Genomic DNA, 25,174 nt, shown 5'->3' with positions numbered 1-25,174 from the left:
TGAACGCGAAGGATTCCCCGTATATGCACACCCCCCGACGGCGACAGGCCGCGATGGCGGCGGCGGCGCTGGCCGCGCTGGTATTGGCCGCGTGCGGTACCGACGAGGCGCAGGACGCCCCCGCGCCGCCGGCGCAGGTGTCCGTGGCCACGCTGGTGCCCGGTGATCTCGTGGTGGCCGACGATCTGCCCGGCCGGGTGGCCGCGGTGCGCACGGCGGAGATCCGGGCGCAGGTCGGGGGCATCGTGCAGCGCAGGCTGTTCGAGCAGGGGGCGGAGATCCGGCAGGGCGCGCCGCTCTTCCAGATCCATCCCGGGCCGTTCCAGGCCGATGCCGACATGGCCCAGGCGGCACTGCAGCGCGCGCAGGCGGCCTGGGCCCGGGCACGCCTGCAGGCCGAGCGGCTGGAGCCGCTGGTGCAGGCCGATGCCGTGAGCCGGCAGGCCTATGACGACGCGGTCTCGCAGCGCGACCAGGCCGCGGCCGAGGTGGCCCAGGCCCGGGCCACGCTCGCGCGCCGCCGGCTGGACCTGCGCTTCGCGACGGTGGAGGCGCCGATCGCGGGGCGGGTGGACCAGGCGCTGGTGACGGAAGGCGCGCTGGTCTCGCCCACCGATGCCTCGCCCATGGCGCGCATCCAGCAGATCGGACAGGTGTACGTGGACGTGCGCCAGCCGGCGTCGGCGCTGGAAGGCCTGCGCGCGGCGGCCAGGCCGGAAGGCGGCGCGCAGGATGCCACCGTGCAGATCCTGCGCGGCGATGGCGAACCCTTCGGGATGCAGGGGCGCATGCTGTTTTCCGGCATCACGGTGGACGCGGGTACCGGCGAGGTGCTGCTGCGCATCCTGGTGGACAACCCGCAGCGGCGCCTGCTGCCCGGCATGTTCGTGCAGGCGCGCATGCCGCGGGCTGCCTATGCCCGGGCACTCACGGTGCCACAGCAGGCGGTGGTGCGCACGGGGGGCGAGGCCAGCGTCTGGGTGGTCGATGCACAGCGGCGCGCGCATGCGGTGCCCGTGCAGCTGGGTGAACTGGTGGACCGGCGCTACCGCATCGCGGCCGGGGTTCAGGCAGGGCAGCGGGTGGTGGTGGAGGGCGCCGAGCGCCTGACGGAAGGCGCGGAAGTACAGCCGCGCGACTGGATCGCGCCCGGCGCGTCGGCCGCGTCCGCGAGCGCACCCGCGTCGCCTCCCGCGCCCTCGGCCAGCCGCTGAACACGGAGCCGAGCCATGCCCCAGTTCTTCATTCGCCGCCCGGTGTTCGCCTGGGTGATCGCCCTGTTCATCGTGCTGTTCGGCGCGATCGCCATTCCGCAGTTGCCGATCGCGCGCTACCCGGCGGTGGCGCCGCCGGCCGTGAGCCTGTTCGCGTCCTATCCGGGCGCCACGCCCCAGACCCTGAACGACTCCGTGGTCAGCCTGATCGAGCGCGAACTCTCGGGTGTCAAGAACCTGCTGTACTTCGAGTCATCGGTCGATACCTCCGGGTCGGCGCAGATCACCGCCACCTTCAAGCCCGGCACCAACCCGGAACTGGCGCAGGTGGACGTGCAGAACCGCATCAAGGCCGTGGAGCCGCGCCTGCCGCAGGCCGTGCGCCAGAGCGGCCTGCAGGTGGAATCCGCCGCGTCCGGCTTCCTGATGCTGATCGGCATGACCTCGCGCGACGGCCGCTACGACGAGGTGGGGCTCAACGATTACATGGCCCGCAACATCGTGCAGGAGCTGCGCCGCATCGACGGCGTGGGGCGCGTGCAATTGTTCGGTGCCGAGCAGGCGATGCGGGTCTGGGTGGACCCGGCCCGGCTGCTGTCCTACGGCCTGGCGATGGGCGACGTCACCCAGGCGATCGAGCAGCAGAATGCGCAGGTCGCCCCCGGGCGCGTGGGCGATGCGCCGACGCTGCCGGGCCAGCGCGTGACCGTGCCGCTCACGGTGCAGGGGCAGCTGTCCACGCCGGAGCAGTTCGCGGCGATCGTGCTCAAGGCCGGCGCCGACGGCTCGAAGGTGGTGCTGCGCGACGTGGCCCGGGTGGAGCTGGGGGCGCAGTCGTACGCCTTCGCCAACCGCGAGAACGGGCGGGTTGCCACCAGTGCTGCCATCCAGCTCTCGCCCGGGGCGAACGCGGTGCGCACCGCGCAGGCCGTGCAGGACCGGCTGGCCGAACTGGCGCGCACCATGCCCGCGGGCATGGAGGTTTCGGTGCCGTTCAATACCGCGCCCTTCGTGAAGATCTCCATCGAGAAGGTGCTCCACACGCTGGCGGAGGCCATGGTGCTGGTGTTCGCGGTGATGTTCCTGTTCCTGCAGAACATCCGCTACACGCTGATTCCGGCCATCGTCGCGCCCATCGCGCTGCTGGGCACGTTCACCGTGATGCTGGTGGCCGGTTTCTCGATCAACGTGCTGACCATGTTCGGCATGGTGCTGGCCATCGGCATCATCGTCGATGACGCCATCGTGGTGGTGGAGAACGTCGAGCGGCTGATGGCCGCGGAAGGCCTGTCGCCCCGGGATGCGACGGTCCGGGCCATGCGGGAGATCACCGGGGCGGTGGTCGGCATCACCCTGGTGCTCACGGCCGTGTTCATTCCCATGGCTTTCGCCACCGGCTCGGTGGGCGTCATCTACCGGCAGTTCACGCTGTCGATGGCCGTGTCCATCCTGTTCTCGGCCTTCCTGGCCCTCACGCTCACGCCCGCGCTCTGCGCGACGCTGCTGCGGCCGGTCGATCCCGGCCACCACGAGCGGCGCGGCTTCTTCGGTGCCTTCAACCGCGGCTTCGACCGCCTGTCGCGGGGCTACGCGGCCCGCGTGGCGCGCCTGGCGGGGCGCAGCGGCCGCATGATGGTCGCCTTCGCTCTGGTCTGCGCGGTGCTCGTGCTGGCGGCGCGCCAGCTGCCTTCGTCGTTCCTTCCCGAAGAGGACCAGGGCTATTTCATGACCTCCATCCAGTTGCCCACGGGCGCCACCAGCGAGCGCACGCTGGATGTGGTCAAGGCCTTCGAGTCGCACGTCGCCTCCCGCCCGGGCCTGGCGTCCAACATGGTGATCCAGGGGTTCAGCTTCTCGGGTTCGGGGCCGAATGCCGCGATGGCGTTCACCATGCTCAAGGACTGGAACCAGCGCGACGGCGCCAGTGCGCGCGATGAGTCGGAGCGGGCGCAGGACGCGATGCGCCACACGCCGGAAGGCACGGTGATGAGCCTGCTGCCGCCCGCCATCGACGAGCTGGGAACTTCGTCGGGCTTCACGATGTTCCTGCAGGACCGCGCCGGCCGCGGGGCGGAGGCCCTGGCGGCCGCGCAGGCCCGGCTCATGGAACTGGCCGCGCAGAGCCCGCTGCTGCGCAACGTCTATCCCGACGGCCTGCCGCCGGGTGGGAGCGTGCGCCTGGACATCGACCGCCGCAAGGCCGAGGCCATGGGCCTGTCGTTCAATGCGATCAGCACCACGCTCTCGGCCGCGATGGGCTCGGCCTACGTCAACGATTTCCCGAACGCCGGGCGCATGCAGCAGGTCATCGTGCAGGCCGACGCCCCCGCGCGCATGCAGCTGGGCGATGTGCTGAAGCTGCGCGTGCGCAATGCCGCGGGCGGCCTCGTGCCGCTGGGCGAGGTGGCCACCCCGGTCTGGACCGAATCGCCCCAGCAGATGATGCGCTTCCAGGGCTTCCCCGCCGCGCGCATCGCCGGCGGCGCGGCGCCCGGCGTTTCCAGCGGCGCGGCCATGGCCGAGATGGAGCGGCTGGTGGCGCAACTGCCCCTGGGCTTCGCCGCGGCATGGACGGGCCAGTCGCTGCAGGAGCGCCAGTCGGCCGCGCAGGCGCCGCTGCTCATGGCGCTGTCGGCCCTGGTGGTCTTCCTGGTGCTGGCGGCGCTCTATGAGAGCTGGTCCATTCCGCTGGCGGTGATGCTGGTGGTGCCGCTCGGCCTGGTCGGGGCGGTGGCGGCGGTCATGCTGCGCGGCCTGCCCAACGACGTGTTCTTCAAGGTCGGCATGATCACCATCATCGGCCTCTCGGCCAAGAACGCGATCCTGATCGTGGAGTTCGCCCGGCAACTGCATTCAGAAGGTCGCGGCCTGCTCGATGCGGCGGTGACCGCGGCGCGCCTGCGGCTGCGGCCGATCCTGATGACCTCGCTGGCCTTCGCGCTGGGCGTGGTGCCGCTGATGCTCGCCTCGGGCGCCAGTGCCGAGACGCAGCATGCCATCGGCACCGGCGTGTTCGGCGGCATGGTGAGCGGCACGGTGCTGGCGGTGTTCTTCGTGCCGGCGTTCTTCGTCTTCGTGATGGGGCTGCAGGAGCGGGTGGTCGCATGGCGGGCCCGCCGCCGCCCGCCAGAGGCGCTTCCGGCACCGGCCGGCGCACCCGCTGTACCCACCACGGGAGGGCAGTGAGCCATGCGTACCGTTGCGATGATGCCTCTCCTGGCGCTGCTGTCCGCCTGCACGCTGACCCCTCCGCTGGAACGGCCGGCTCCTCCGGTGCCCGCGGTGTTCCCGGACTACGGCGGCCGTGCTGGCGCCGCTGCCTCGCTCTCGCCAGGCACTTCCGTGCGTCCGGACGTGCCCGTGGCCGACCTGGGCTGGCGCGACATGTTCGAAGATCCGCGCCTGCAGCGGCTGATCGCGGCCGCGCTGGAGCACAACCGCGACCTGCGGCTGGCGGCGCTGCAGGCCGAAGCCGTGCAGGCCCAGTACCGCATCCAGCGCTCCGCGCGCTGGCCCGAGGTGGCGCTGGACGCCTCCGCGTCGCGCGAGCGCGGGGCCCGCTCCGGCACCGGAGCCGGTGCGGCCGGGTCCGCTGGCGCGGCGGTTTCCGGGCAGGCGGCCTTGGGCGTGGGCGTGAGCGCGTTCGAACTGGACCTGTTCGGCCGCGTCCGGTCGCTGTCCGATGCCGCGCTGGCGCGTTACCTGGCCAGCGAGCACGGCCACCGCGCCGCACAGATCACCCTGGTGGGCGCGGTGGCGGACGCGTATTTCGCCCAGCGGCTGGCGCAGGAACAGCTGCAGCTCACCGTGCGCACGCTTTCGGATTGGCGGCAATCCCTGGAACTGGCGCGGCTATGGCGGCAGGCCGGGCAGAACAGCGGGCTGGACGTGGTGCAGGCCGAAGGGCAGGTCGCCGCCGCGGAGGCCGACCTGGAGGCTCGCCAGCGGGCGCTCGACCAGGCGGACAACGCCCTGCGGCTGCTGCTGGGCTCCGATCCGCCGGCAGTCCTGCCCGAGCCGCTGCCGCTGGAGGCGCGGCCCGTCGCCGCCCGTCTGCCGGCGGGGCTGCCCTCCGGCCTGCTGCTGGCGCGGCCGGACCTGCTGCAGGCCGAACAGGCGCTCGTCGCCGCGCATGCCGATGTCGGCGCGGCGCGGGCGGCGTTCTTTCCGCGGATCGCGCTCACCGCGTCCGTCGGCCGTGCCAGCGATTCGCTGGGCGGCCTGTTCGACGCGGGCTGGGGCACCTGGCGCTTCGCGCCGCAGATCACCCAGCCGCTCTTCGACCGCGGTCGCCTGCGCGGGGAACTGCGCCTCGCCCAAGTGCGGCGCTCCGAGGCTGTGGTCCAGTACGAACGGGCGATCCAGGTCGCCTTCCGCGAGGTGGCCGATGCGCTCGCGGGAGCGGCCACCTACGGCCGGCAGATCGACGCCCAGGCGCGTACCGTGGCCAGCGCCGCCCGGCGCGTGGAGCTGTCGGAACTGCGCTACCGGGCGGGCACGGACGGGCGACTGGAACTGCTGGACGCCCGGCGCCAGCAGTACGCCGCGCAGCAGGCGCTGCTGGACCTGCGCCGCGCGGAGCTCGGCAATGCGGTGGCGCTCTACAAGGCGCTGGGTGGCGGGCTGGTCGAGCGGGCCCATCGTTGATTGTTGCAAGCATGACAAGGCCGCGACAGCGCACATTTGTCCCAAACTCGCTATGCGCAGCCCGCTTCGTTTTGTTGATTGGAAATTCGCTTGATTCGATTCATTTGGATTCGCGCAGGGGAGAATGGGCTCATCTATTCTTTTCTGGTCAATATGTTTAAAAAAATTCTTTCAGGCGGTAGCTCTTCTCAAGGCACCTGGAATGCTCTGAACTCCAGCAACCGCGATGACATCGTGAAAGTACATGAAAATGTACATAGCTCGACGCTGGGGATTTCTGGAGGATATAGGCACAAGACTGTTTCTGTTCCAAGCGAAGTCTTCGAGAATCTTAAGGCAGCTGGTCGAGCAAATCGAATCACGAGAAATGTCATGCATGCTGGAGCCGGTAACCAGGTGACGGACATACGTGCAAGTCAGGGCGAAAGCTGGGCAAGGGATGTAATTGCGCGCAGGGACGGAGCGGCGACGAAATTGAAGCGGGCGCAAAAGTCCCAAGGTGGCAATTGCGCTGTGTTCGCATCGGTGGCTGGCGCAGCCTTGCACAATGAATCCCTCAGTGCTCCCATCATGCGGAGGAGGCAGTCTCTCCCTGACGGGGGGTCTCATGAATTTCTTTTGATTGGAGATCCGCGGGTAGCGCGCTGGGGTGAATCCAAAACTGTTGTCGTGGATCCATGGCCCGGTCATCCCAGTGCTTGCACACTGGACCAAGCTGTTCTGCACGATTCGCGGACAGGTCAGTCGTATCCTCTCGCGCAACTCGCGGCCAACTCGCGTATTCAGGGTGAAGCGTGGGCCGAGCGTGCACCTTCTGGCAAAGATTCAGGACGGATGGAGTCTATTAGTCCTTTGGGTCAAGAAGAGATCAATAAGCAGATGAGGAAAATGGGGTTGCCGCCTGTTGGCGAGCAACTTACGGCTCATGCACTTGCCGACGACAGTACCCGGTTGTTCGATGTCCGAGTCGGAACGGATCCCAGCACTCAATACATGGACCAAAGTGATGGGGAAACTCGAACATTCGATGATATTTCTGCAACTCTGCTGAATCAGCAATACGCTGGTCGTCAACGTCGCTGAGACGATGGCTGAAGCGTGCGGCGTGCTCATGCCGCGCGCAGCGCGGCCAGCAGGCCCGCGCATGCATCCTCCACCACGTCCAGCACGTGCTCGAAGCCGTCGGCTCCGCCGTAGTACGGATCCGGCACCTCGTGCGCCGGCAGGGCCTGGCGGAAATCCGTCAGTCGGTGCAGGCGGCCCCGTCGCGATGGCGGGCACAGTGCGCGCGCCGCGGCCTCGTTGCGGGCGTCCATGACCAGCACGAGGTCGAAGTCCTCGAAGTCCTGGAGGCCCAGGTGGCGGGCGCGCTGGGCTGACAGGTCATAGCCCCTGCGCCGCGCATGGGCCTGGGCGCGCTCGTCGGGCGGCTCGCCCACGTGGTAGTCGTGCGTGCCGGCGGAGTCCACCTCGATCCTGCCGTCCAGGCCCGCGTCCGCGGCCATTGTCTCGAGCACGCCGTGGGCCGTGGGGCTGCGGCAGATGTTCCCCATGCAGACCATGAGGATGCGCACGGGGGCGTGGTTGGCGTGGGCCATCCGCTCCCGCAGCGGGGCCAGATCCGGAAGGGGAGAGGGGGGGGGGTGTCGCTCATCGCCGTGGTCGCAAGGATGGCCCGGATGGTGCCACGCGCCGTGCCTGCATGCCGGCGATCGACGGAATCGCTTCGCGCATCGCCTCCAGGAAGACGCGCAGGCGTGCCGGCGGGTGGCGGGTGGGCGGATAGACCAGATGCACGGGCAGGGGCTGCGCCCTCCAGCCTGGCACGACATGCACCAGCCGGCCCGAGCGCAGGTCGTCCTGCACCGCCCAGGCGGACACGAGGGCTGCGCCCAGGCCCGACAGTGCCGCGTTGCGCAGGGCATGCAGGCTGTCGGTGGCCATCCTCGGCCGGATGGCGATGGCCTGCGGTCCGGCGGTGGCATCCGGTTTCGCTGCCGCAGCGGGTGCCGTGGCCAGCCCTTCCTCCGGATGCAGTTCCACCTCGCGCAGGTAATAGGTGCGCAGGGCCAGCCAGGGCAGGGCGCCCAGGTCCTGCGGGTGCGGCGGCGCGCCGCCGTGCGCCTCCAGCAGGCCTGGCGAGGCCACCACGATGCGGGGCACCTCGGCCACGTGCGTGGCGACGACGGACGGATCCCGCACCGGCCCCACCTGGATCGCGCAGTCGATGCCCTCCGCGATGAAGTCCGGCTGGCGGTCGTGCAGCAGCCATTCGACCGATACCTCGGGATAGCGGCGCAGGAAGGCCGCCAGCGGCGCTATCAGCTGGTCCTGTCCGAACGCGTGCGGGGCCTGCACGCGCAGCAGGCCCCGGGGCGTGTCGTGCGCGCCGCGCAGGTCCGACTCCATGGCCTGCCACTGCGCCAGCAGTTCCCTGGCATGGGCGAAGCAGCGCTCGCCATCTTCCGTGAGCTTCATGCCGTGCGTGGAGCGCTGCAGCAACCGCAGGCCCATGCCGCGCTCCAGCGCCTGCAGGCGCCGGCTGACGGTGGGCTGGGTGGTGCCGAGCTGCCGCGCCGCTGCGGACAGGCTGCCGCTGTCCACGATGCGGACGAAGGTCTGCAGCAACTCGATGCGGTCGGCACCGTTCATGAGCAGGGACGGATTGGTCATGCGTGTAGCGTATATCTGATCTGCGCGCGGGTAGGCTACCGCATATCCTAAGGAGCGGGGACACTGCAGCCATTGTCTTTCCCAGGCGTATTCCTATGACTTCCATTCATCCCGCGCATAACTCTGCCGGCATGGCCCCTGCAGCCCCCGGCGGCACCGCGCAACTCGCCGAGGTACCGGCGGCATTGGTCCTGCTGCTGGCCACCACCGCCGGCGTGAGCGTGGCCTCGCTCTACTACAGCCAGCCGATGCTCGGCGTGCTGGGCCCGGACATCCATGCGGACGGGCGCTCCGTCGGCCTCGTGCCCACCCTCACGCAACTGGGCTATGCGCTCGGTATCCTGTTGCTCGCCCCGCTGGGAGACCGGTACGACCGGCGCCGCATCATCCTGGCCAAGGCGGCCATGCTCGCCGCGGCGCTGCTGGCCAGCGCCGCGGCCCCCGGCATCGCCGCGCTGCTGGCCGCCAGCCTCGCCATCGGCCTGTCCGCCACCCTCGCGCAGGACGTAGTGCCGGCCGCAGCCACCGTGGCGGCCCCGCATGCGCGCGGCAAGGTGGTGGGCACGGTGATGACGGGCCTGCTGCTGGGCATCCTGCTGTCGCGGGTGGTGAGCGGCCTGGGCGCGGCGGCGTTCGGCTGGCGCGCCGTGTATGGCGCCGCGGCCGCCGCGGTCGCGCTGCTGGGCGTGGCCGCCTGGCGCTGGCTGCCGCGCTTCGCGCCCACCACCCACCTGGGCTATGGCGCGCTGCTCGCCTCCATGGCCGGGCTGTGGCGGTCGCAGCGCCCGCTGCGCCGCGCGGCACTCGCGCAGGGGTTGCTGTCGGTCGCGTTCAGCGCTTTCTGGTCCACGCTTGCCGTGATGCTGCACAGCGAGTTTCACTGGGGCAGTGCGGCGGCGGGTGCCTTCGGCCTTGCCGGAGCGGCCGGCGCGCTCGCCGCGCCCCTGGCCGGCCGGCTGGCCGACCGCCGCGGGCCCGGCTTGGTCACGCAACTGGGATCGGGGCTGGCCCTGGTGTTGTTCGCGTCTCTGCTGGCCGCGCACTGGCTCCCCGGCTGGGCGCAGCTCGGCCTGCTGGTGGCCAGTGCCATCGGTTTCGACTTCGGCATCCAGGCGGCGCTGGTGGCCCACCAGACCCTCGTCTATGGCCTGGAGCCCGCCGCGCGCAGCCGCCTGAATGCCCTGCTGTTCACTGGCGTGTTCATCGGCATGGCCACGGGTTCCGCGCTCGGTGCGCTGGCCATGGCCCGCTGGGGCTGGTCCGGCGTGGCCGTGCTGGCCACGCTGGCCTGTGCGGCAGCGCTGGCCGTGCGCATGGGCGATGCGCACGGTCGGGCCGCCCGGGCCTGAGCGTCGCCGGGCTCGGCAAAAAGGCGCACGGCTCGGCCGTGTTCCGGTCGGCGGAACAGCCCCTCGTGCCCCTGCGGGCGCAATGGCGGTTGGTGCGGAGGGGCGCTTTGGCCATGTCATCATCGCCCCCGACATGAGTGTTCCTTCCCCCACGCATTCCGACTTCCTGCGGACCGCCGGCGAGATGAGCGAGCGCGTGCGCCGGCACGACTGGTCCTCCACGCCGCTCGGCCCCATGGAGTCCTGGCCCGAGGCGTTGCGGGTGGCGGTGCAGATGGTGCTGGCGTCGCGCTTCCCCAAGTGCCTGGCCTGGGGGCCGGAAATGGTCTCCATCTACAACGATGCCTTCCGTGTCATCCTGGGGGCCAAGCCCGAAGCGCTGGGCCGGTCTTTCTACGATGTCTGGGCCGAAGCGTGGGAGACAATCGGCCCGCTGGCCGAGCGCGCGCTCGCCGGGGATTCCGTGTTCCTGGAAGACTTCCCGCTGGTGGTGCGCCGCCAGGGCTACGACGAGCAGGCCTACTTCACCTTCTGCTACAGCCCGGTCTGCGATGGCTCCGGCACCGTGGTGGGCTTCATGGACACGGTGGTCGAGACCACCGGCAAGTTCCTGGCCCAGCAGCGGCTGCAGGACCTGGCCGCCACGCTGGATCAGCAGGTGGCCGACCGCACGGCCGACCGCAACCGGCTCTGGCTGCTGTCGGACGCCATGCTGGTCGTCACGCGGCTCGACGGCACCATCGCCGCCGTCAATCCCGCGTGGCAGGCCACGCTGGGCTATTCCGAGGACGAGACCATCGGCCGGCGCATCCTCTCCTTCATCCATGACGACGAGGCGGTGCGCGTGCCGGACGACGTGCAGCGCCTGGCCGAGGCCGTGCGCCACCAGGCCACGCTGCGCTTTCGCCACCGCAGCGGCGCCGACCGCTGGATCGACTGGACCGCGGTGCCCGGCGACGGCTTCGTGCAGGCCGTGGGCCGCGACGTGACCGACGAGCGCGCCCGCACCGAAGCCCTGCTGCAGTCCCAGGAGCGCGTGCGCCACAGCCAGAAGATGGAGGCGATCGGGCAGCTCACGGGCGGCATCGCGCACGACTTCAACAACATGCTGCAGGGCGTGGTGCTGCCCCTGCAGTTGATCGGCCAGCGCCATGCGCGCGGCCACATGGACGACATTCCCCGCTACGTGGAGGCCGGCCTGTCGTCGGCCCGGCGCGCCGCCGCGCTCACGCAGCGGCTGCTGGCCTTCTCGCGGCGCCAGCCGCTGGACGTGCGCCCGGTGGATGCCGCCGCGTCCATCCGCAACCTGGAGCCCATGCTGCGCAACACCTGCGGGGAAAACACTCGCCTGGACATCGAGATTCCCGAGGATCTCTGGCCGGTGCTCACCGATGTCCACCAGCTCGAGAGCGCGGTGCTCAACCTGGCCATCAATGCCCGCGACGCCATGCCCGAAGGCGGGCGCCTGCGCATCGCCGGGGACAACCTGGGTGGAGCGCAGGCGCTGCCTCCCCAGGTACGCGAGGCGCTCGGGCTGCCGCCGGGCGACCTGGTGCGCCTGCAGGTGAGCGATACCGGCCACGGCATGTCCAAGGAAGTGCTGGACCTGGCCTTCGATCCGTTCTTCACCACCAAGCCGATCGGGCAGGGAACGGGGCTGGGCCTGTCGATGATCTACGGCTACATGCGCCAGTCGGGCGGCGCCGTGGCGCTGGAAAGCGAAGAGGGGCGCGGCACCTGCGTGTCGCTCTACTTTCCGCGCTCGTCCGAGGAGGTCAGCGACGAGGCGCCTGCCGGCCTGGACAGTGCCGAGGCGGGCAAGCGGCCGGATTCGGTGCTGGTGGTGGAGGACGACGCCACGGTGCGCGAGTTCGTGTGCGAACTGCTGCGCGACCTCGGCTTCCAGGTGCTGTCGGCCAGCTCAGGCGCCGGGGGCATGGCGATGCTGTCGGGCGCCATCCACTTCGACCTGCTGGTGTCCGACGTGGGGCTGCCGGGGCCCAATGGCCGGCAGGTGGCGGATTTCGCGCGCGAGCGTCTTCCCGGCATCCTGGTGCTGCTCATGACGGGCTACGCCGAGCAGGCGGCCATGGATCCCGGCTTCCTGGCCGCCCACCACATGGAGCTCATCGTCAAGCCGTTCGATGCCCAGGCGCTGGTGCGGAAGGTGCTGGACATGGTGGGCACGCCCGGCCACTGAGCGGCTCGGGCCGGCGAAACCCCGGAAAGCCCGCGAAACCCCGCTGCGACCGCAGGACGGGCCGGGTGTTGCACAATCCCCTCCCTCATAACCGCGGCGTCTTAGCATCGAACCTCTGATTCGTTGGTATTCCGCCGCACAGGCCGTAGAGTCACGGGTTCCGCGTCCAGTGCACCGCCGTGGTGCCGTCCACGGGCGCGGTGCTCTTTCTTTCTTCACCGTTTCCTTTTTCTCCAGAACCGGTCCTGCTCCCACGCGACGGCCCCAGGCCGCCCGCCGCCGGAAAAGCCAGGGATCGCATCGCCATGATCGACTTACGGGGCATCACCCAGATTTACCAGGGGCCGAGCGGGCCCGTGGAAGCCTTGCGGGGCATCGACCTGCACATCCAGCCGGGCGAAGTGTTCGGCATCATCGGGCGCAGCGGCGCGGGCAAGAGCTCGCTGGTGCGCGTCATCAACCTGCTCAACCGCCCCACGGCCGGCGAGGTGATCGTGGCGGGCCGCGATCTCACGAAACTCGGCGACTCCGAACTGCGTGCCGCGCGCCGCGACATCGGCATGGTGTTCCAGCATTTCAACCTGCTGTCCTCGCGCACGGTGTTCGACAACGCCGCGCTGCCGCTGGAACTGGCCGGCATGGACAAGGCCGCCATCCGCGAGCGCGTGAATCCGCTGCTCGAACTGGTGGGCCTGTCGCACCTCGCAGACCGCTATCCGGCGCAGATCAGCGGCGGACAGAAACAGCGCGTGGGCATCGCCCGGGCGCTGGCCTGCCGGCCCAAGGTGCTGCTCTCGGACGAGGCCACTTCGGCGCTCGACCCGGAAACCACGCGCTCCATCCTGGCCCTGCTGCGGCAGGTGAACGAAGAGCTGGGCCTGACGGTGGTGCTCATCACCCACCAGATGCAGGTCGTCAAGCAGATCGCCGACCGCGTGGCCGTGATCGATGCCGGCCGCATCGCGGAAATCGGCCCCGTGCTGGACGTGTTCACGCGGCCCCGCCAGCCCATCACCAAGAGCCTGATCGACGAGATCGTCCCGCAGGAACTGCCCGCCAGCGTGCTCGACCACGTGCGCCGCCTGGCCGCGCAGCTGCCCGAGGGCGAGACGGGCGAACTGCTGCGCCTGTCGTATTCGGGCGAGCGGGCCTACCAGCCGATCCTCTCCGGACTGATCCGGGAGCACCGCCTGGACCTGTCCATCCTGCACGGCCAGATCGACGAGATCCAGCGCCAGACCTTCGGCTCCCTCGCGGTGTACGCGAGCGGCGAGGCCCCGCGCCTGGCGGCCGCGGTGGCGCAATTGCGCGCCCAGGGCGTGGTGGTGGACGAAGTGAAAGTGGAAGTGGAAGCGGGAGGCTGAGGCGATGTTCGAGAACTTTACGGAAATGATGCTGGAGCTGTTCGCCACCTCGCTGTGGGAAACGCTCGTCATGGTGGGCATCTCGGGCGTGGTCGGGGCGCTGATCGGCATTCCCCTGGGCGTGTTCCTGCGCCTGACCGACCGCGGCGGCGTGCTGGAGAACGGCCCCGTCAACAAGACCGTGGGCTGGATCGTGAACGCCGTGCGCTCCACGCCGTTCATCATCCTGCTGGTGGCCATCATCCCGTTCACGCGGCTGATCACCGGGTCGTCCATCGGTACCGCGGCGGCCGTGGTGCCGCTCACCATCGCCGCGGCACCCTTCGTCGCCCGGCTGGTCGAGGCCTCGCTGCGCGAGGTGGACCCGGGCCTGATCGAGGCCGCCCAGGCCATGGGCGCGACCACCTCCCAGATCGTCTGGAAGGTGCTGCTGCCCGAGGCGCTGCCCGGCATCGTGGCCGGCCTCACCATCACCTTCGTCAGCCTGACCGGCTATTCGGCCATGGCAGGCGCCATCGGTGGCGGCGGGCTGGGCGACCTGGGCATCCGCTACGGCTACCAGCGGTTCCTGCCGGACATCATGCTGGCCGTGGTGGTCGTGCTGATCTTCTTCGTGCAGGCCGTGCAGAGCCTGGGCGACTGGGCGGTGCGCCGGTTGAGCCACCGCTGACGTAGAGCGGCGGCCTTCATGGGCTTGCCCGTGGCACTCGCCCGGCCGTGACACAGGTGCAGCAGGCCGGCGCACCACCGGCTGGCAGCGGCGGATAGCCCACGCGCATGTACGTGATTGAAAATCTGCCGCAGCCTGCATCGCAGGAATGCGTAACATTGCGTGACATCCTATTACACAGGTGAGACGCAATGGGTTTTTCTCGCATGACGGTCGCCAGACGCCTGGCCGTCGCTTTCGGGATCGTGGTGGGGCTGCTGGTCGTCGTGGCCGGCATCGCCCTGGTCAAGGTGCAGGCCATCGACAGGGCCCTGGCCGCCAACGGTTCGGAGCACGTGCCGGTCCAGCGGTACGCCATCAATTTCCGGGGCTCCGCGCACGACCGCTCCATCGCCGTGCGCGATGTCGTCCTCGCGGCCACACCGCAGCAGCGGGAGCGCGAGATCGCCGTCATCGCTTCGCTCGCGGCGTTCTATGCGCAGTCCGCCGGTCCGCTGGAGAGCATCCTGGGCAGGCCCGGTGCCGAACCGCAACTGGGCGCGCTCTATGCCGACATCCGCCGTGCGGAGGCCCAGGCCGTGGCGTCCACGCAGCGCATCGTGGCGCTCGCGGGCCAGGACGACGCCCAGGCGCGCGAAGTGCTCTGGAAGCAGGCCAAGCCCCAGTACGTGCAATGGCTGGCAGCCATCAACCGGCTGATCGATTTCGAGGAAGCGCGCATCCAGGCCGAGAACGCCACGGCCATGGCGCAGGCGAGCGGATTCCGCGCCGTGATGATGGGCGCGCTGGTTCTTGCGCTGGCCGCCAGCGTGCTGGTGGCCTGGGCCGTGTCGCGCAGCATCGCCGGTCAGCTGGGCGCGGAGCCGCAGGCCCTGGCCGAGGTCGCGGGCCTGGTGGCGTCCGGCGACCTGGGCTCCGTTCCCGGTGCGTCGGCGGCGCGCGCGGGCAGCGTGCTGGCCTCCCTGGGCAGCATGCAGCAGAACCTGTCGTCGGTGGTCGCCAGGGTGCGCGGTGCATCGGAGGCCATGGCGGAGGGCGCGCTGCAGATCGCGCAGGGCAATGCAGGCCTGCTGCAGCGTACCGAGGCGCAGGCGCGGCACCTGGAGCACACGACGGCATCGATGGAGCGCATGACCCAGTCCGTCAACGGCAACGCCGAATCCGCCCGGCAGGCGGCGCAGCTGGCGGCATCGGCCAGCGCCGCGGCAGGCAAGGGCGGCGTGGTCGTGGGCGAGGTGGTGGCCACCATGACCTCGATCGCCGAGAGCTCCGGCAAGATCGCGGACATCATCGGCGTGATCGACGGCATCGCATTCCAGACCAACATCCTCGCGCTCAATGCGGCCGTCGAAGCGGCGCGTGCGGGCGAGCAGGGCCGCGGGTTCGCGGTGGTCGCCAGCGAGGTCCGCAGCCTCGCCCAGCGCAGCGCCCAGGCCGCCCGGCAGGTCAAGGCACTCATCGAGGACAGCGTGGCGCGCGTGGACGACGGCTCCCGCCTGGTGGGCCAGGCGGGCTCCACCATGGCCGACATCGTGGGACAGGTGGAGCGCGTCGCCCAGCTCATCGCCGAAATCAACGCTTCCACGGCGGAACAGACCGGTGGCATCGCTTCGGTGGGCGAAGCGGTCGCGCAACTGGACGAATCGACGCGCCAGAATGCCGCCATGGTGGAGCAGGGGGCCGCGGCCTCCCGCACCCTGGAGCAGCAGGCCACTCAGCTGGCGCAGGCCGTGGGCGTCTTCAAGCTGGCTGCCTGACCGGGCAGGGCGGCGGCGGCCCGCCGATTTCCGGCATGAGGAAATGACAACCCGTTCTTTGGCGCAACGGGGCCGTGCCGATACGATCCGTCTCCACACATTTCGAATGGAAAGTCACCCCCGTGAACAAGCGTTTTCTTCTCCGCTCCCTCGCTGCCTCGTCGATCGCCCTGCTGCTGGCCCCTGGCGCCATGGCCCAGGACAAGCCGATCAAGGTCGGCGTGACCGCCGGCCCCCATGCGCAGATCTTCGAGCAGGTCAAGAAAGTGGCCGAGAAGGACGGCCTGAAGGTCCAGATCGTCGAATTCAGCGACTACGTGCAGCCGAACGCGGCACTGGCGGCCGGTGACCTCGATGCCAACAGCTACCAGCACAAGCCCTACCTCGACGCCCAGGTGAAGGACCGCGGCTACAAGCTGGTGTCCGCGGGCTACACGGTCAACTTCCCCATCGGCCTGTATTCGAAGAAGGTCAGGAAGCTCGAGGACCTCAAGGAGGGCGCGCGTTTCGGCATTCCCAACGACCCGACCAACGGCGGCCGCGTGCTGCTGGTGCTGCAGGACAAGGGCCTCGTCAAGCTCAAGGACGGCGCCGGCCTCAAGGCCACGCCGCTGGACGTGACCTCCAACCCCAGGAAGCTCAAGTTCGTGGAGCTGGACGCCGCCCAGCTGGCCCGTTCGCTGGACGATCTCGATGCCGCCGCGATCAACACCAATTTCGCGCTGTCCGCGGGCCTCAATCCCAAGACCGACGCCATCGCCCAGGAAAGCGCCAAGAGCCCTTACGTGAACATCGTCGCCGTGCGCGAGGCCGACAAGGACAAGCCCTGGGTGGCCAAGCTGGTGAAGGCCTACCACTCGGACGAGGTCCGCCAGTACATCGAAACGCAGTTCAAGGGCGCGGTGCTCGCCGGCTGGTGAGGCGCGGCGCCCCGAATGCGCGCTTGCCTGACAGGCAAGCTCTCGCGGGGCCGTGATCATGGAGAACTGTCGGGCCGCGCCACAGCGCGGCCCGGCTGCTTTCACCAGCCACTCAAGGAGTCTCCATGAGCCAATACACCATCGCCGTCCTCGTGGGCAGCCTGCGCAAGGATTCGTTCAACCGCCGCATGGCCGATGCCCTGGCCAGGCTGGCGCCGCCCGATTTCACGCTCACCCAGGTGCGCATCGACGACCTGCCGCTCTACAACCAGGATGACGACGGCCACCAGAGCGAATCCGTGCTGCGGCTGAAGTCCGGGATCTCGAAGGCCCAGGGCCTGCTGTTCGTCACGCCCGAGTACAACCGCTCCATCCCGGGCGTGCTCAAGAACGCCATCGACCATGCCTCCCGCCCCTATGGCCAGAGTGTCTGGGGCGGCAAGCCGGCGGGCGTGATCGGCGTGTCCGTCGGGGCCATCGGCACGGCGCTCGCCCAGCAGCACCTGCGCAACGTGCTGGCCTACCTCGACGTTCCCACGCTCGGCCAGCCCGAGGCGTTCATCCAGGCCAAAGACGGCCTGTTCGCCGACGACGGCAGCATCGGCGAATCGAGCCGGCAGTTCATCCAGACCTGGATGGACAAATACGCGGCCTGGGTGCGCCGCCACGCACAGGCCTGACAACAGCCCGGCGCCGGGCCGCCCCGCGTTGCCCGTGCCTGTGCGGTGCCGGTCAGGCGGCTTCGGCCAGCGCGGTGGCCGGTGCCGCGGCATGCGCCCGGATGTCGGCATCGGCGCTCGCCAGCGCCTGGGCGCGGGCGTCCGGCCCCATGGCCACGCCTTCGGCACGCACGAAGCGCACATCGGTGATGCCGAAGAAACCGAACACCGTCTGCAGGTAGCTCTCCTGGTGTTCCAGCGCCCGGCCGGCATCGCTCGTGGAATACACGCCGCCGCGCGACGAGACCACGATCACCGTCTTGCCCTTCGCCAGGCCTTCGGGACCGCTGGCGCCGTAGCGGAACGTGCGTCCGGGCTGGGCGATGCGGTCGATCCAGGCCTTGAGCTGCGTGGGGATGCCGAAGTTGTAGAAGGGTGCGCCGACCACGACCACGTCGGCCGCGAGGAACTGGCTCACCAGCGTTTCGGACACGGCGTTTTCGCGCTGCTGCGCTTCGCTCAGCCCGTCGGTCTGCCCCGTGCGTGGCGCCATCGCGTCCATGGTGAAATGGCCCGGAGCCTGCGCCACGAGATCGAGGTAGTGCACCTCGGTGCCGGGATGGGCTGCCACCCAGGCGGCCACGGTCCTGGCGGTCAGCTGGCGCGAAACGGATGCGTTGCCGGTGATGGCGGAATCGATGTGCAGCAGTTGCATGGTATTTCTCCTGGTATCGGGTCGGTGGCCACACCATGTGGCGTGGATTGGATTGTGCGGCGGTGTGGATGCATTGATAAGGCGGAGCATTTACGATAGATCGTTCCATCCATGAGACGATGGGCAGGAGCCCTGGCCATGCAAGACCTGAACGACATGCTGTATTTCGCCGAGGTGGTGGAGCGGGGCGGCTTCGCCGCCGCGGGCCGCGCGCTCGGCATCCCCAAGTCCCGGTTGTCGCGCCGCGTATCCGAGCTGGAGGCGCAATTGGGCGTGCGCCTGCTGCAGCGCACGACCCGCAAGCTGTCGCTCACCGAGATCGGCGAGTCCTACCTGCGCCACTGCCAGGCGGTACGGGAGGCCGCGCAGGCCGCCTCCGATGCGGTGGCAGAGGTCCAGACGGAACCGCGCGGCACGGTGCGCGTGAGCTGTCCGGTCACGCTCGCCCAGACGGTGCTGGGAGAGCTGATGCCGATCTTCCTGGAGCGCCATCCCCAGGTGCGGGTGGAGATGCAGGTCACGAACCGGGCCGTCGATCTGGTGGAGGAGGGCGTGGACGTGGCCCTGCGCGTGCGGCCGAATCTCGACGACAGCGGCAGCATGGTCGTCAAGCGGCTGGACGACGTGCTGCAGGTGCTGGTCGCCAGCCCGGCCCTGCTGGCCCGGCAGGGCACGCCAGCCACCCTCGCCGAACTGAGCCGTCTGGACAGCATGGCGATGTCCGCGCCCGACGGCCGCACCGCCCTGCGCCTGGTCGGGCCCGACGGCCGCGAGGAAGCCGTGCAGCTCACGCCGCGGTACGTGGCGGACGATCTGCTCACCCTCAAGTTCGCCGCGCTGGCCGGCACCGGCATGTGCTGGCTGCCCGACTACATGTGCCAGGCGGAACTGGGCGAGGGGCGGCTGGTGCGCATCCTGCCCGGCTGGTCCACGCCGCGCGGGGTGGTGCATGCGGTGTTCCCCTCGCGCCGCGGCCTGGCTCCGGCCGTGCGGCGTTTCCTGGATTTCCTGGGCGAGACCGTTCCGGGCCACAACGAAGTGGTCTGCCGGCGCGGCGGCACGCGAACCGCGTGATTTTCGGCGCGTTGCATTACACGCGCTTTACATGGCTGCCTTACACTGGCTTGTAACCGATCGGTCACTCCATGGACTCATCGGTAAATTACGTACGCGCAGCGCAATACCTGGTAGAAGGGCAGCGGGTCCTTGGGTTCTGCCGCACGCGCGCCCATGTCCCTGCCGCGCAGGGACCCGTCGCCAGCCCATCGCCCGCCCAATGAACACCGCTACACCATCCCCGGTGACGTTCCACGTCCCTCCGCAGTCCGTCCGATGGCGCCGGCTGTGGCTGGCCTGCATGCTGCTGGGGCTGGCGCTCAGCGGTGCGGCCGCCGCGGTCCTCCCTGTTTCCGCCGGCTGGGAGAACGGTCTGCTGGAGGACATCCAGGTCGTGGTGCTGCTGGCGGGCGCCGGCATGGCCGTGCTGGCCGCGCGCCGGCAGGTCGCCGGAGACTCCGAAGGCCTCGTGGCGAAGGGCTTCGCGATGGCAGCGGCTCCGGTCTGGTGCCTGCTGACGGCGCGGGAGCTGAGCTGGGGCGCCGCGCTGCTGCCTCCGATCGACTTCTCTGCGGAGGGGCCGGTCTATTCGTCCGCGCACCTCTGGTACAAGCCCGCGGTCGTACCACTGGCGCTCATCGTGCTCGCCTGGTGCGCCTGGGTGCTGCTGCGTTCACGGATCCTGCGCGCCGTCCCCGCCTTGCTGCGCTCCCCGCAGTTCGTATGGGCCGAATTGGCCATCCTGCTGCTGGCGGCCGCTCTCAGCACCTATGCCGAAGGGCATCTCGGCATACCCGTGGCGAGCTTCCTGCAGGGCCGGGCGGTGGTCGTCGAAGAGTGGGCGGAATTGTTCGCCTACTTCGCCCTGGTGGTGGCCCAGTGGCAGATCCTCGTGCTGCTGCGCCATGCAGGCGATCGCCTGGCCAGCCAGTGAATAGACGAGATACTCATAAATTCACAACCATATATTCGTTCGGGTTTTAAAACTGCCCGCACAGAATCGCTCCATTCATGCATGCAAAAGGAGCGATGCCATGGCTGTTGCAGCCCCTCACAGCGAAACTCCCTGTCGGCAAGGCCCCTGGCTGCCCGTCCGGACGGCTCCGGCTGCCCGGGCTTTGCTTCCCGTGGCCGGGGCCGGGGCGCTTGGGTGCGCGGCCGCGCGGAGGCAGCCATGACGCTCGCCGGCCGTTCCGTCATCGTGGTGCCGGGCTGGCGGGACTCCGGCCCCGGCCATTGGCAGACGCTCTGGGCGGACCGCCTGCCCGGGGCGCGCAGGGTGGTGCAGGACGACTGGATCACCCCGACGCGCGAAGCCTGGGTCCGGACCCTGGAGCGCACCGTGCAGGAGGCGCCCCATCCGGTGGTCATCGTCGCCCACAGCCTGGGCTGCATCGCGTCGGCACACATGGGCCCGCAGGCCCGGTCCCGCGTGGCGGGGGCCCTGCTGGTGGCGCCCGCCGATCCGGAGCGCCGGGCCGTGCTCAGCGATTTCGCCCCCGTGCCCTATGAGCCCTTGCCCTATCGCAGCATCCTGGTGGCCAGCAGCAACGATCCGTATTGCCCCGTCCGCCTGGCCGGTGCCTATGCCCGGGCGTGGGGCAGCGAATTCGTCCGGCTGCAGCAGGCCGGACACATCAACGTGGAGTCCGGGCACGGCGAGTGGCCCCTCGGCTGGGCCTTGCTGCACTCCCTCGCGGAAGACGTGGCCTGGGGACCGGGCGGCGGTGCGGAGCCGGTGCGCTCCGCGGCCTGAGCCAACGCGCCGTGCGCCCGGCGCTTTATGCCCTGGTCTGATTAATTAACAAGAATCTATTCTTTTGAGTTGGAAGCGTTGGCGTTCACAATGGGTTGCATTCATAGACAACCTGGGTGACGCACACATGAATTCCCGGACGAAACTCAAGACCTTCCTGGCCGCCCTGGCCCTCGCCGCCACGGCGGGCGTGGCGTCCGCGCAGACGACCACGCTGCTCAACGTTTCCTATGACGTCGCCCGGGAGTTCTACAAGGACTACAACCAGGCCTTCGTCGCCCATTACAAGAAGACCACCGGCAAGGACGTGCGCATCGACCAGGCCCACGGCGGCTCCAGCGCCCAGGCCCGCGCGGTGAACGACGGCCTCGCCGCCGACGTGGTCACCTTCAACACCACCACCGACATCGACTTCCTGGCCGCCAACGGCGTGGTGGCCAAGGACTGGGCGAAGAAATTCCCCAACGACGCATCGCCTACGACGTCCACCATGCTGTTCCTGGTGCGCAAGGGCAACCCGAAGAACATCAAGGACTGGGACGACCTGGTCAAGCCCGGCGTGCAGGTGGTCGTGGTGAACCCCAAGACGGGCGGCAACGGCCGCTATGCCTACCTGGCCGCCTGGGGCGCCGTGCGCGAGAAGGGTGGCACCGATGCGCAGGCGGCAGAGTTCGTGGGCAAGCTCTACAAGAACGTGCCGGTGCTGGGCAAGGGCGGTCGCGACGCGACCAGCATCTTCCTGCAGCGCAACACGGGCGACGTGCTCATCACGTTCGAATCCGAGGTGCTGTCCATCGAGCGCGAATTCGGCAAGGGCAAGGTCGATGCCGTCTATCCCTCGGTGAGCGTGGTGGCCGAGAACCCCGTCGCCGTGGTGGAGCGCACCGTGACCAGGAAGGGCACGGGCGACCTCGCCAAGGCCTACCTGGACTACCTGTATTCCGACGAAGGCCAGGAAATTGCCGCCCAGCACGCGCTGCGCCCGCGCTCCGAAGCCGTGCTGAAGAAGCACGCCGACGTCTTCAAGCCGGTCAAGCAGTTCACCGTCGCCAAGTATTTCGGATCGCTCGGCGAGGCGCAGAAGGTGCACTTCAACGACGGCGGCCAGTTCGACAAGCTCTACACCCCCGGCGGTCGCTGATCCATGGGCGCGGCCATCCCCTCCCCGGGCGCCCGGGCGCCCGCGACCGGCCGTGCCCGCAGCGGCGGCTCCCGCCGCGTGCTGCCCGGCTTCGGACTCACGCTGGGCTACACGCTCTTCTACCTGAGCATCATCGTGCTCATCCCGCTGTCGGCGCTGCTGTTCAAGACGTTCACGCTCACCTGGGACCAGTTCTGGTCGGCCATCAGCGCGCCGCGCGTGCTGGCTTCGTACCGGCTCACTTTCGGCGCGTCGTTCCTGGCCGCGCTGGTCAATCTCGTGTTCGGCCTGCTGATCGCCTGGGTGCTGGTGCGCTACCGCTTTCCCGGCAAGAAGATCGTCGATGCGCTGGTCGATCTGCCGTTCGCGCTGCCGACCGCCGTGGCCGGCATCTCGCTCACCGCGCTGCTCGCGGGCAACGGCTGGGTGGGGCAGTACCTGGAGCCCCTGGGCATCCAGCTCGCGTTCAAGCCCGCGGGCGTGGTCATCGCCCTGATCTTCATCGGGCTGCCCTTCGTGGTCCGCACCGTGCAGCCCGTCCTGGAGGACGCCGAGAAGGAACTGGAGGAAGCCGCCACCAGCCTGGGCGCGACCCGCTGGCAGATCTTCACCAAGGTCATCCTGCCTTCCATCACGCCCGCGCTGCTCACGGGCTTCGCCATGGCCTTCGCGCGCGCGGTGGGTGAATACGGGTCGGTGATCTTCATCGCCGGCAACATGCCCATGGTGTCCGAGATCACGCCCCTCATCATCATCGGCAAGCTGGAGCAGTACGACTACGCGGGCGCCACGGCGGTGGCCGTGGTGATGCTGGTCATTTCCTTCGCGTTGCTTTTCATCATCAACGCGCTGCAGGCCTGGCAGCGCAAGAGCACATGATGGCCCGGACGTGCATATGAGCAACCACCCGACACGCACCCTCCGCCGTGCCCAGGCAGGCACCACCGAAGCCCCCTGGGTCCGCTGGACGCTGATCGGGGTCGCGCTGGCCTTCCTGCTGCTGTTCCTCGTGCTGCCGCTCGCGGCCGTGTTCACCGAGGCGCTGCGCAAGGGCGTCGGCGCCTACCTGGATGCGCTGCGCGAGCCCGATGCCTGGTCCGCCATCCGCCTCACGCTGATCACGGCCGCCATCGCGGTGCCGCTCAACCTCGTGTTCGGCGTGGCGGCCGCCTGGGCGATCGCCAAGTACGAGTTCCGCGGCAAGGCCTTCCTCACGACGCTGGTGGACCTGCCGTTCTCCGTCTCGCCCGTCGTGGCGGGCCTGGTGTACGTGCTGCTGTTCGGCGCCAACGGCTGGCTGGGCCCGTGGCTGGCGGCGCACGACATCAAGATCATCTTCGCCGTGCCGGGCATCGTGCTGGCGACCGTGTTCGTCACGTTCCCCTTCATCGCGCGTGAGCTCATTCCCCTGATGCAGGCGCAGGGCAGCGACGAGGAGCAGGCCGCGATCGTGCTCGGTGCGAGCGGCTGGCAGACCTTCTGGCACGTGACGCTGCCCAATATCAAGTGGGGGCTTCTGTACGGCGTCATCCTGTGCAATGCGCGCGCCATGGGCGAGTTCGGCGCCGTGTCGGTCGTCTCGGGGCACATCCGCGGGCAGACCAACACCATCCCGCTGCACGTCGAAATCCTCTACAACGAGTACCAGTCCGTCGCGGCCTTCGCGGCGGCCTCGCTGCTGGCCCTGCTGGCGCTGGTCACCCTGGTGATCAAGACCTTCGCGGAGTGGCGCAGCGAGCAGGAACGCAAGGCCGCCGCCCAGCTTCCGCCCGAGCGGCCCACACCCACACCCACGCCCGCGCCGGTGGCGCCGGGCGCGCCTGCCGCTTCCGCCACGACGACCCGCTGATCCAGAACCGGGGAACACACATGAGCATCGAAATCCGCAACATCAGCAAGCAGTTCGGCGACTTCCAGGCCCTGCGGGACGTGAGCCTGGACATCCAGTCCGGAGAGCTCATCGCGCTGCTCGGGCCGTCCGGCTGCGGCAAGACCACGCTGCTGCGCATCATCGCGGGGCTGGAAACACCCGACACCGGCAGCATCCATTTCTCCGGGGAAGACACGACCGACGTGCACGTGCGCGACCGGGGCGTGGGCTTCGTGTTCCAGCACTACGCTCTGTTCCGGCACATGACGGTGTTCGAGAACGTGGCATTCGGCCTGCGCGTGAAGCCGCGCTCCGAGCGCCCGTCCGAGGCGCAGATCCGCCAGAAGGTGACGGACCTGCTCAAGCTCGTGCAGCTCGACTGGCTGGCCGACCGCCATCCCTCGCAGCTGTCCGGCGGGCAGCGCCAGCGCATCGCCCTGGCGCGGGCGCTCGCCGTCGAGCCCAAGGTGCTGCTGCTGGACGAACCCTTCGGCGCGCTGGACGCCAAGGTGCGCAAGGAACTGCGCCGCTGGCTGCGCCGGCTGCACGACGAACTGCACGTGACCTCGATCTTCGTCACGCACGACCAGGAGGAAGCGCTGGAGGTGGCCGACCGCGTGGTGGTGATCAACCAGGGGCGCATCGAGCAGAGCGGCTCTCCCCAGGAGGTCTGGGACCAGCCGGCGAGCCCCTTCGTCTATGGCTTCCTGGGCGACGTGAACCTGTTCCACGGCCGGGCGCACGAGGGCCTGCTGCACATGGAGGGCATGGCCATCGATTCGCCCGAACATGCCTCCGCCCAGAATGCCGCCGCCTTCGCCTACGTGCGCCCCCACGACCTGGACGTGGAGCGCTACTCGCCGGGGCAGGGCGTGGGCGCCGACGGCCGTCCCCGCGGCATCGTGGCGCAGCTGTCCCGCGCCATCGTGGTCGGCCCGATCGCGCGCCTGGAACTTATCCCGGATACCGATCACAAATCAGCGGACAATGCGGAGCCCGAAGCCCTGATCGAAGCGCAGATACCGGCGCAGCAGTTCCGGGAGGCGGGATTCAGGGAGGGTGAAACGCTGGTGGTGACGCCGCGCCGCGCCCGCGTTTTTCTGGACCACGCCGCGGGCATCTGACACGCTGCATCCTTGCCGGATGCCGCCTGCGGCGCCCGGGTTTTCAAGGACAAGGATTC

The 25,174-nt window shown here is 69.4% G+C and carries 21 protein-coding genes; 18 read left to right on the top strand and 3 right to left on the bottom strand.

Going from position 1 to position 25,174, the window contains the following annotated elements; all coding sequences use genetic code 11:
- Nucleotides 1-23: 23 nt before the first annotated feature.
- The 4 genes from BLR99_RS16200 to BLR99_RS16185 all read left to right on the top strand — a co-directional run bounded on the left by BLR99_RS16200 (nt 24) and on the right by BLR99_RS16185 (nt 6,944).
- Nucleotides 24-1,214 carry an efflux RND transporter periplasmic adaptor subunit gene (locus BLR99_RS16200; protein ID WP_074687371.1) on the top strand — a complete coding sequence of 397 codons (1,191 nt, stop codon included), beginning with the start codon at nt 24-26 and terminating at the stop codon, nt 1,212-1,214.
- 15 nt (nt 1,215-1,229) lie between these two features.
- Nucleotides 1,230-4,400: a multidrug efflux RND transporter permease subunit gene (locus tag BLR99_RS16195; protein ID WP_048857577.1), complete on the top strand. Its 3,171-nt coding sequence runs from the start codon at nt 1,230-1,232 to the stop codon at nt 4,398-4,400.
- 3 nt (nt 4,401-4,403) lie between these two features.
- Nucleotides 4,404-5,861: an efflux transporter outer membrane subunit gene (locus BLR99_RS16190; RefSeq protein ID WP_011795629.1), complete on the top strand. Its 1,458-nt coding sequence runs from the start codon at nt 4,404-4,406 to the stop codon at nt 5,859-5,861.
- 90 nt (nt 5,862-5,951) lie between these two features.
- Entirely contained in the window at nt 5,952-6,944 is a 993-nt protein-coding gene (locus BLR99_RS16185; protein ID WP_228194013.1) for a type III effector, read from the top strand.
- A gap of 26 nt (nt 6,945-6,970) precedes the next feature.
- Here BLR99_RS16185 and BLR99_RS16180 read toward each other — a convergent pair whose 3' ends face one another.
- Both BLR99_RS16180 and BLR99_RS16175 read right to left on the bottom strand, forming a co-directional pair.
- The gene (locus tag BLR99_RS16180; RefSeq protein WP_011795631.1) at nt 6,971-7,459 is read right to left on the bottom strand and encodes a low molecular weight protein-tyrosine-phosphatase; all 489 of its coding nucleotides are present in this window, start codon (nt 7,457-7,459) and stop codon (nt 6,971-6,973) included.
- Between the two features lie 52 nt (nt 7,460-7,511).
- Nucleotides 7,512-8,534 carry a LysR family transcriptional regulator gene (locus BLR99_RS16175; protein ID WP_011795632.1) on the bottom strand — a complete coding sequence of 341 codons (1,023 nt, stop codon included), beginning with the start codon at nt 8,532-8,534 and terminating at the stop codon, nt 7,512-7,514.
- A 95-nt stretch (nt 8,535-8,629) separates the two neighbouring features.
- Here BLR99_RS16175 and BLR99_RS16170 point away from each other — a divergent pair, with 95 nt between their 5' ends.
- The 7 genes from BLR99_RS16170 (at nt 8,630) to BLR99_RS16140 (ending at nt 17,474) form a co-directional block, all read left to right on the top strand.
- On the top strand, nt 8,630-9,883 hold the full coding sequence (locus BLR99_RS16170) for an MFS transporter (RefSeq protein ID WP_011795633.1): 1,254 nt from the start codon (nt 8,630-8,632) through the stop codon (nt 9,881-9,883).
- 133 nt (nt 9,884-10,016) lie between these two features.
- A complete protein-coding gene (locus tag BLR99_RS16165) occupies nt 10,017-12,083 on the top strand; it encodes a hybrid sensor histidine kinase/response regulator (protein WP_011795634.1) in 2,067 nt (688 codons plus the stop codon).
- Nucleotides 12,084-12,388: 305 nt separating this feature from the next.
- Nucleotides 12,389-13,447: a methionine ABC transporter ATP-binding protein gene (locus BLR99_RS16160; RefSeq protein ID WP_011795635.1), complete on the top strand. Its 1,059-nt coding sequence runs from the start codon at nt 12,389-12,391 to the stop codon at nt 13,445-13,447.
- Between the two features lie 4 nt (nt 13,448-13,451).
- The gene (locus BLR99_RS16155) at nt 13,452-14,117 is read left to right on the top strand and encodes a methionine ABC transporter permease (protein ID WP_011795636.1); all 666 of its coding nucleotides are present in this window, start codon (nt 13,452-13,454) and stop codon (nt 14,115-14,117) included.
- Nucleotides 14,118-14,308: 191 nt separating this feature from the next.
- Entirely contained in the window at nt 14,309-15,874 is a 1,566-nt protein-coding gene (locus BLR99_RS16150; RefSeq protein ID WP_011795637.1) for a methyl-accepting chemotaxis protein, read from the top strand.
- A gap of 122 nt (nt 15,875-15,996) precedes the next feature.
- On the top strand, nt 15,997-16,794 hold the full coding sequence (locus BLR99_RS16145) for a MetQ/NlpA family ABC transporter substrate-binding protein (protein WP_041827419.1): 798 nt from the start codon (nt 15,997-15,999) through the stop codon (nt 16,792-16,794).
- Nucleotides 16,795-16,919: 125 nt separating this feature from the next.
- Nucleotides 16,920-17,474 (top strand): NADPH-dependent FMN reductase, encoded by a 555-nt coding sequence (locus BLR99_RS16140; protein WP_011795639.1) that lies wholly within the window; start codon nt 16,920-16,922, stop codon nt 17,472-17,474.
- A gap of 52 nt (nt 17,475-17,526) precedes the next feature.
- On the opposite strand, the gene BLR99_RS16135 is transcribed toward BLR99_RS16140, so the two are convergent.
- Complete coding sequence (locus tag BLR99_RS16135; protein ID WP_011795640.1) at nt 17,527-18,168, bottom strand: FMN-dependent NADH-azoreductase; 642 nt, start codon at nt 18,166-18,168, stop codon at nt 17,527-17,529.
- A gap of 138 nt (nt 18,169-18,306) precedes the next feature.
- Between BLR99_RS16135 and BLR99_RS16130 the strand changes: the two genes are divergently transcribed.
- The 7 genes from BLR99_RS16130 (at nt 18,307) to BLR99_RS16100 (ending at nt 25,115) form a co-directional block, all read left to right on the top strand.
- Nucleotides 18,307-19,242 carry a LysR family transcriptional regulator gene (locus tag BLR99_RS16130; protein ID WP_011795641.1) on the top strand — a complete coding sequence of 312 codons (936 nt, stop codon included), beginning with the start codon at nt 18,307-18,309 and terminating at the stop codon, nt 19,240-19,242.
- Nucleotides 19,243-19,444: 202 nt separating this feature from the next.
- Complete coding sequence (locus BLR99_RS16125) at nt 19,445-20,158, top strand: hypothetical protein (protein WP_011795642.1); 714 nt, start codon at nt 19,445-19,447, stop codon at nt 20,156-20,158.
- Nucleotides 20,159-20,398: 240 nt separating this feature from the next.
- Nucleotides 20,399-20,980 carry an RBBP9/YdeN family alpha/beta hydrolase gene (locus BLR99_RS16120; RefSeq protein ID WP_011795643.1) on the top strand — a complete coding sequence of 194 codons (582 nt, stop codon included), beginning with the start codon at nt 20,399-20,401 and terminating at the stop codon, nt 20,978-20,980.
- A 127-nt stretch (nt 20,981-21,107) separates the two neighbouring features.
- On the top strand, nt 21,108-22,121 hold the full coding sequence (locus BLR99_RS16115) for a sulfate ABC transporter substrate-binding protein (RefSeq protein ID WP_011795644.1): 1,014 nt from the start codon (nt 21,108-21,110) through the stop codon (nt 22,119-22,121).
- Between the two features lie 3 nt (nt 22,122-22,124).
- A complete protein-coding gene (gene cysT, locus BLR99_RS16110; RefSeq protein WP_011795645.1) occupies nt 22,125-23,000 on the top strand; it encodes a sulfate ABC transporter permease subunit CysT in 876 nt (291 codons plus the stop codon).
- A 16-nt stretch (nt 23,001-23,016) separates the two neighbouring features.
- Nucleotides 23,017-23,970, top strand: coding sequence for a sulfate ABC transporter permease subunit CysW (gene cysW, locus BLR99_RS16105; protein WP_048857578.1), 954 nt, complete (start codon nt 23,017-23,019; stop codon nt 23,968-23,970).
- A 20-nt stretch (nt 23,971-23,990) separates the two neighbouring features.
- The gene (locus tag BLR99_RS16100; protein WP_011795647.1) at nt 23,991-25,115 is read left to right on the top strand and encodes a sulfate/molybdate ABC transporter ATP-binding protein; all 1,125 of its coding nucleotides are present in this window, start codon (nt 23,991-23,993) and stop codon (nt 25,113-25,115) included.
- The last annotated feature ends 59 nt before the right edge of the window (nt 25,116-25,174 follow it).

Source organism: Paracidovorax citrulli (assembly GCF_900100305.1).
GTDB classification, from domain to species: domain Bacteria; phylum Pseudomonadota; class Gammaproteobacteria; order Burkholderiales; family Burkholderiaceae_C; genus Paracidovorax; species Paracidovorax citrulli.
Note: the sequence above shows the minus strand (reverse complement) of the source record. Positions and strands in the feature narration are given on the sequence as shown.

Excerpts from the sequence above, each read along its gene's own strand:
- BLR99_RS16200 (WP_074687371.1), top strand. The coding sequence starts at position 24 with ATGCACACCCCCCGACGGCGACAGGCCGCGATGGCGGCGGCGGCGCTG.
- BLR99_RS16195 (WP_048857577.1), top strand. The coding sequence starts at position 1,230 with ATGCCCCAGTTCTTCATTCGCCGCCCGGTGTTCGCCTGGGTGATCGCC.
- BLR99_RS16190 (WP_011795629.1), top strand. The coding sequence starts at position 4,404 with ATGCGTACCGTTGCGATGATGCCTCTCCTGGCGCTGCTGTCCGCCTGC.
- BLR99_RS16180 (WP_011795631.1), bottom strand. The coding sequence starts at position 7,459 with ATGGCCCACGCCAACCACGCCCCCGTGCGCATCCTCATGGTCTGCATG.
- BLR99_RS16175 (WP_011795632.1), bottom strand. The coding sequence starts at position 8,534 with ATGACCAATCCGTCCCTGCTCATGAACGGTGCCGACCGCATCGAGTTG.
- BLR99_RS16170 (WP_011795633.1), top strand. The coding sequence starts at position 8,630 with ATGACTTCCATTCATCCCGCGCATAACTCTGCCGGCATGGCCCCTGCA.
- BLR99_RS16165 (WP_011795634.1), top strand. The coding sequence starts at position 10,017 with ATGAGTGTTCCTTCCCCCACGCATTCCGACTTCCTGCGGACCGCCGGC.
- BLR99_RS16160 (WP_011795635.1), top strand. The coding sequence starts at position 12,389 with ATGATCGACTTACGGGGCATCACCCAGATTTACCAGGGGCCGAGCGGG.
- BLR99_RS16155 (WP_011795636.1), top strand. The coding sequence starts at position 13,452 with ATGTTCGAGAACTTTACGGAAATGATGCTGGAGCTGTTCGCCACCTCG.
- BLR99_RS16150 (WP_011795637.1), top strand. The coding sequence starts at position 14,309 with ATGGGTTTTTCTCGCATGACGGTCGCCAGACGCCTGGCCGTCGCTTTC.
- BLR99_RS16140 (WP_011795639.1), top strand. The coding sequence starts at position 16,920 with ATGAGCCAATACACCATCGCCGTCCTCGTGGGCAGCCTGCGCAAGGAT.
- BLR99_RS16135 (WP_011795640.1), bottom strand. The coding sequence starts at position 18,168 with ATGCAACTGCTGCACATCGATTCCGCCATCACCGGCAACGCATCCGTT.
- BLR99_RS16130 (WP_011795641.1), top strand. The coding sequence starts at position 18,307 with ATGCAAGACCTGAACGACATGCTGTATTTCGCCGAGGTGGTGGAGCGG.
- BLR99_RS16125 (WP_011795642.1), top strand. The coding sequence starts at position 19,445 with ATGAACACCGCTACACCATCCCCGGTGACGTTCCACGTCCCTCCGCAG.
- BLR99_RS16120 (WP_011795643.1), top strand. The coding sequence starts at position 20,399 with ATGACGCTCGCCGGCCGTTCCGTCATCGTGGTGCCGGGCTGGCGGGAC.
- BLR99_RS16115 (WP_011795644.1), top strand. The coding sequence starts at position 21,108 with ATGAATTCCCGGACGAAACTCAAGACCTTCCTGGCCGCCCTGGCCCTC.
- cysT (WP_011795645.1), top strand. The coding sequence starts at position 22,125 with ATGGGCGCGGCCATCCCCTCCCCGGGCGCCCGGGCGCCCGCGACCGGC.
- cysW (WP_048857578.1), top strand. The coding sequence starts at position 23,017 with ATGAGCAACCACCCGACACGCACCCTCCGCCGTGCCCAGGCAGGCACC.
- BLR99_RS16100 (WP_011795647.1), top strand. The coding sequence starts at position 23,991 with ATGAGCATCGAAATCCGCAACATCAGCAAGCAGTTCGGCGACTTCCAG.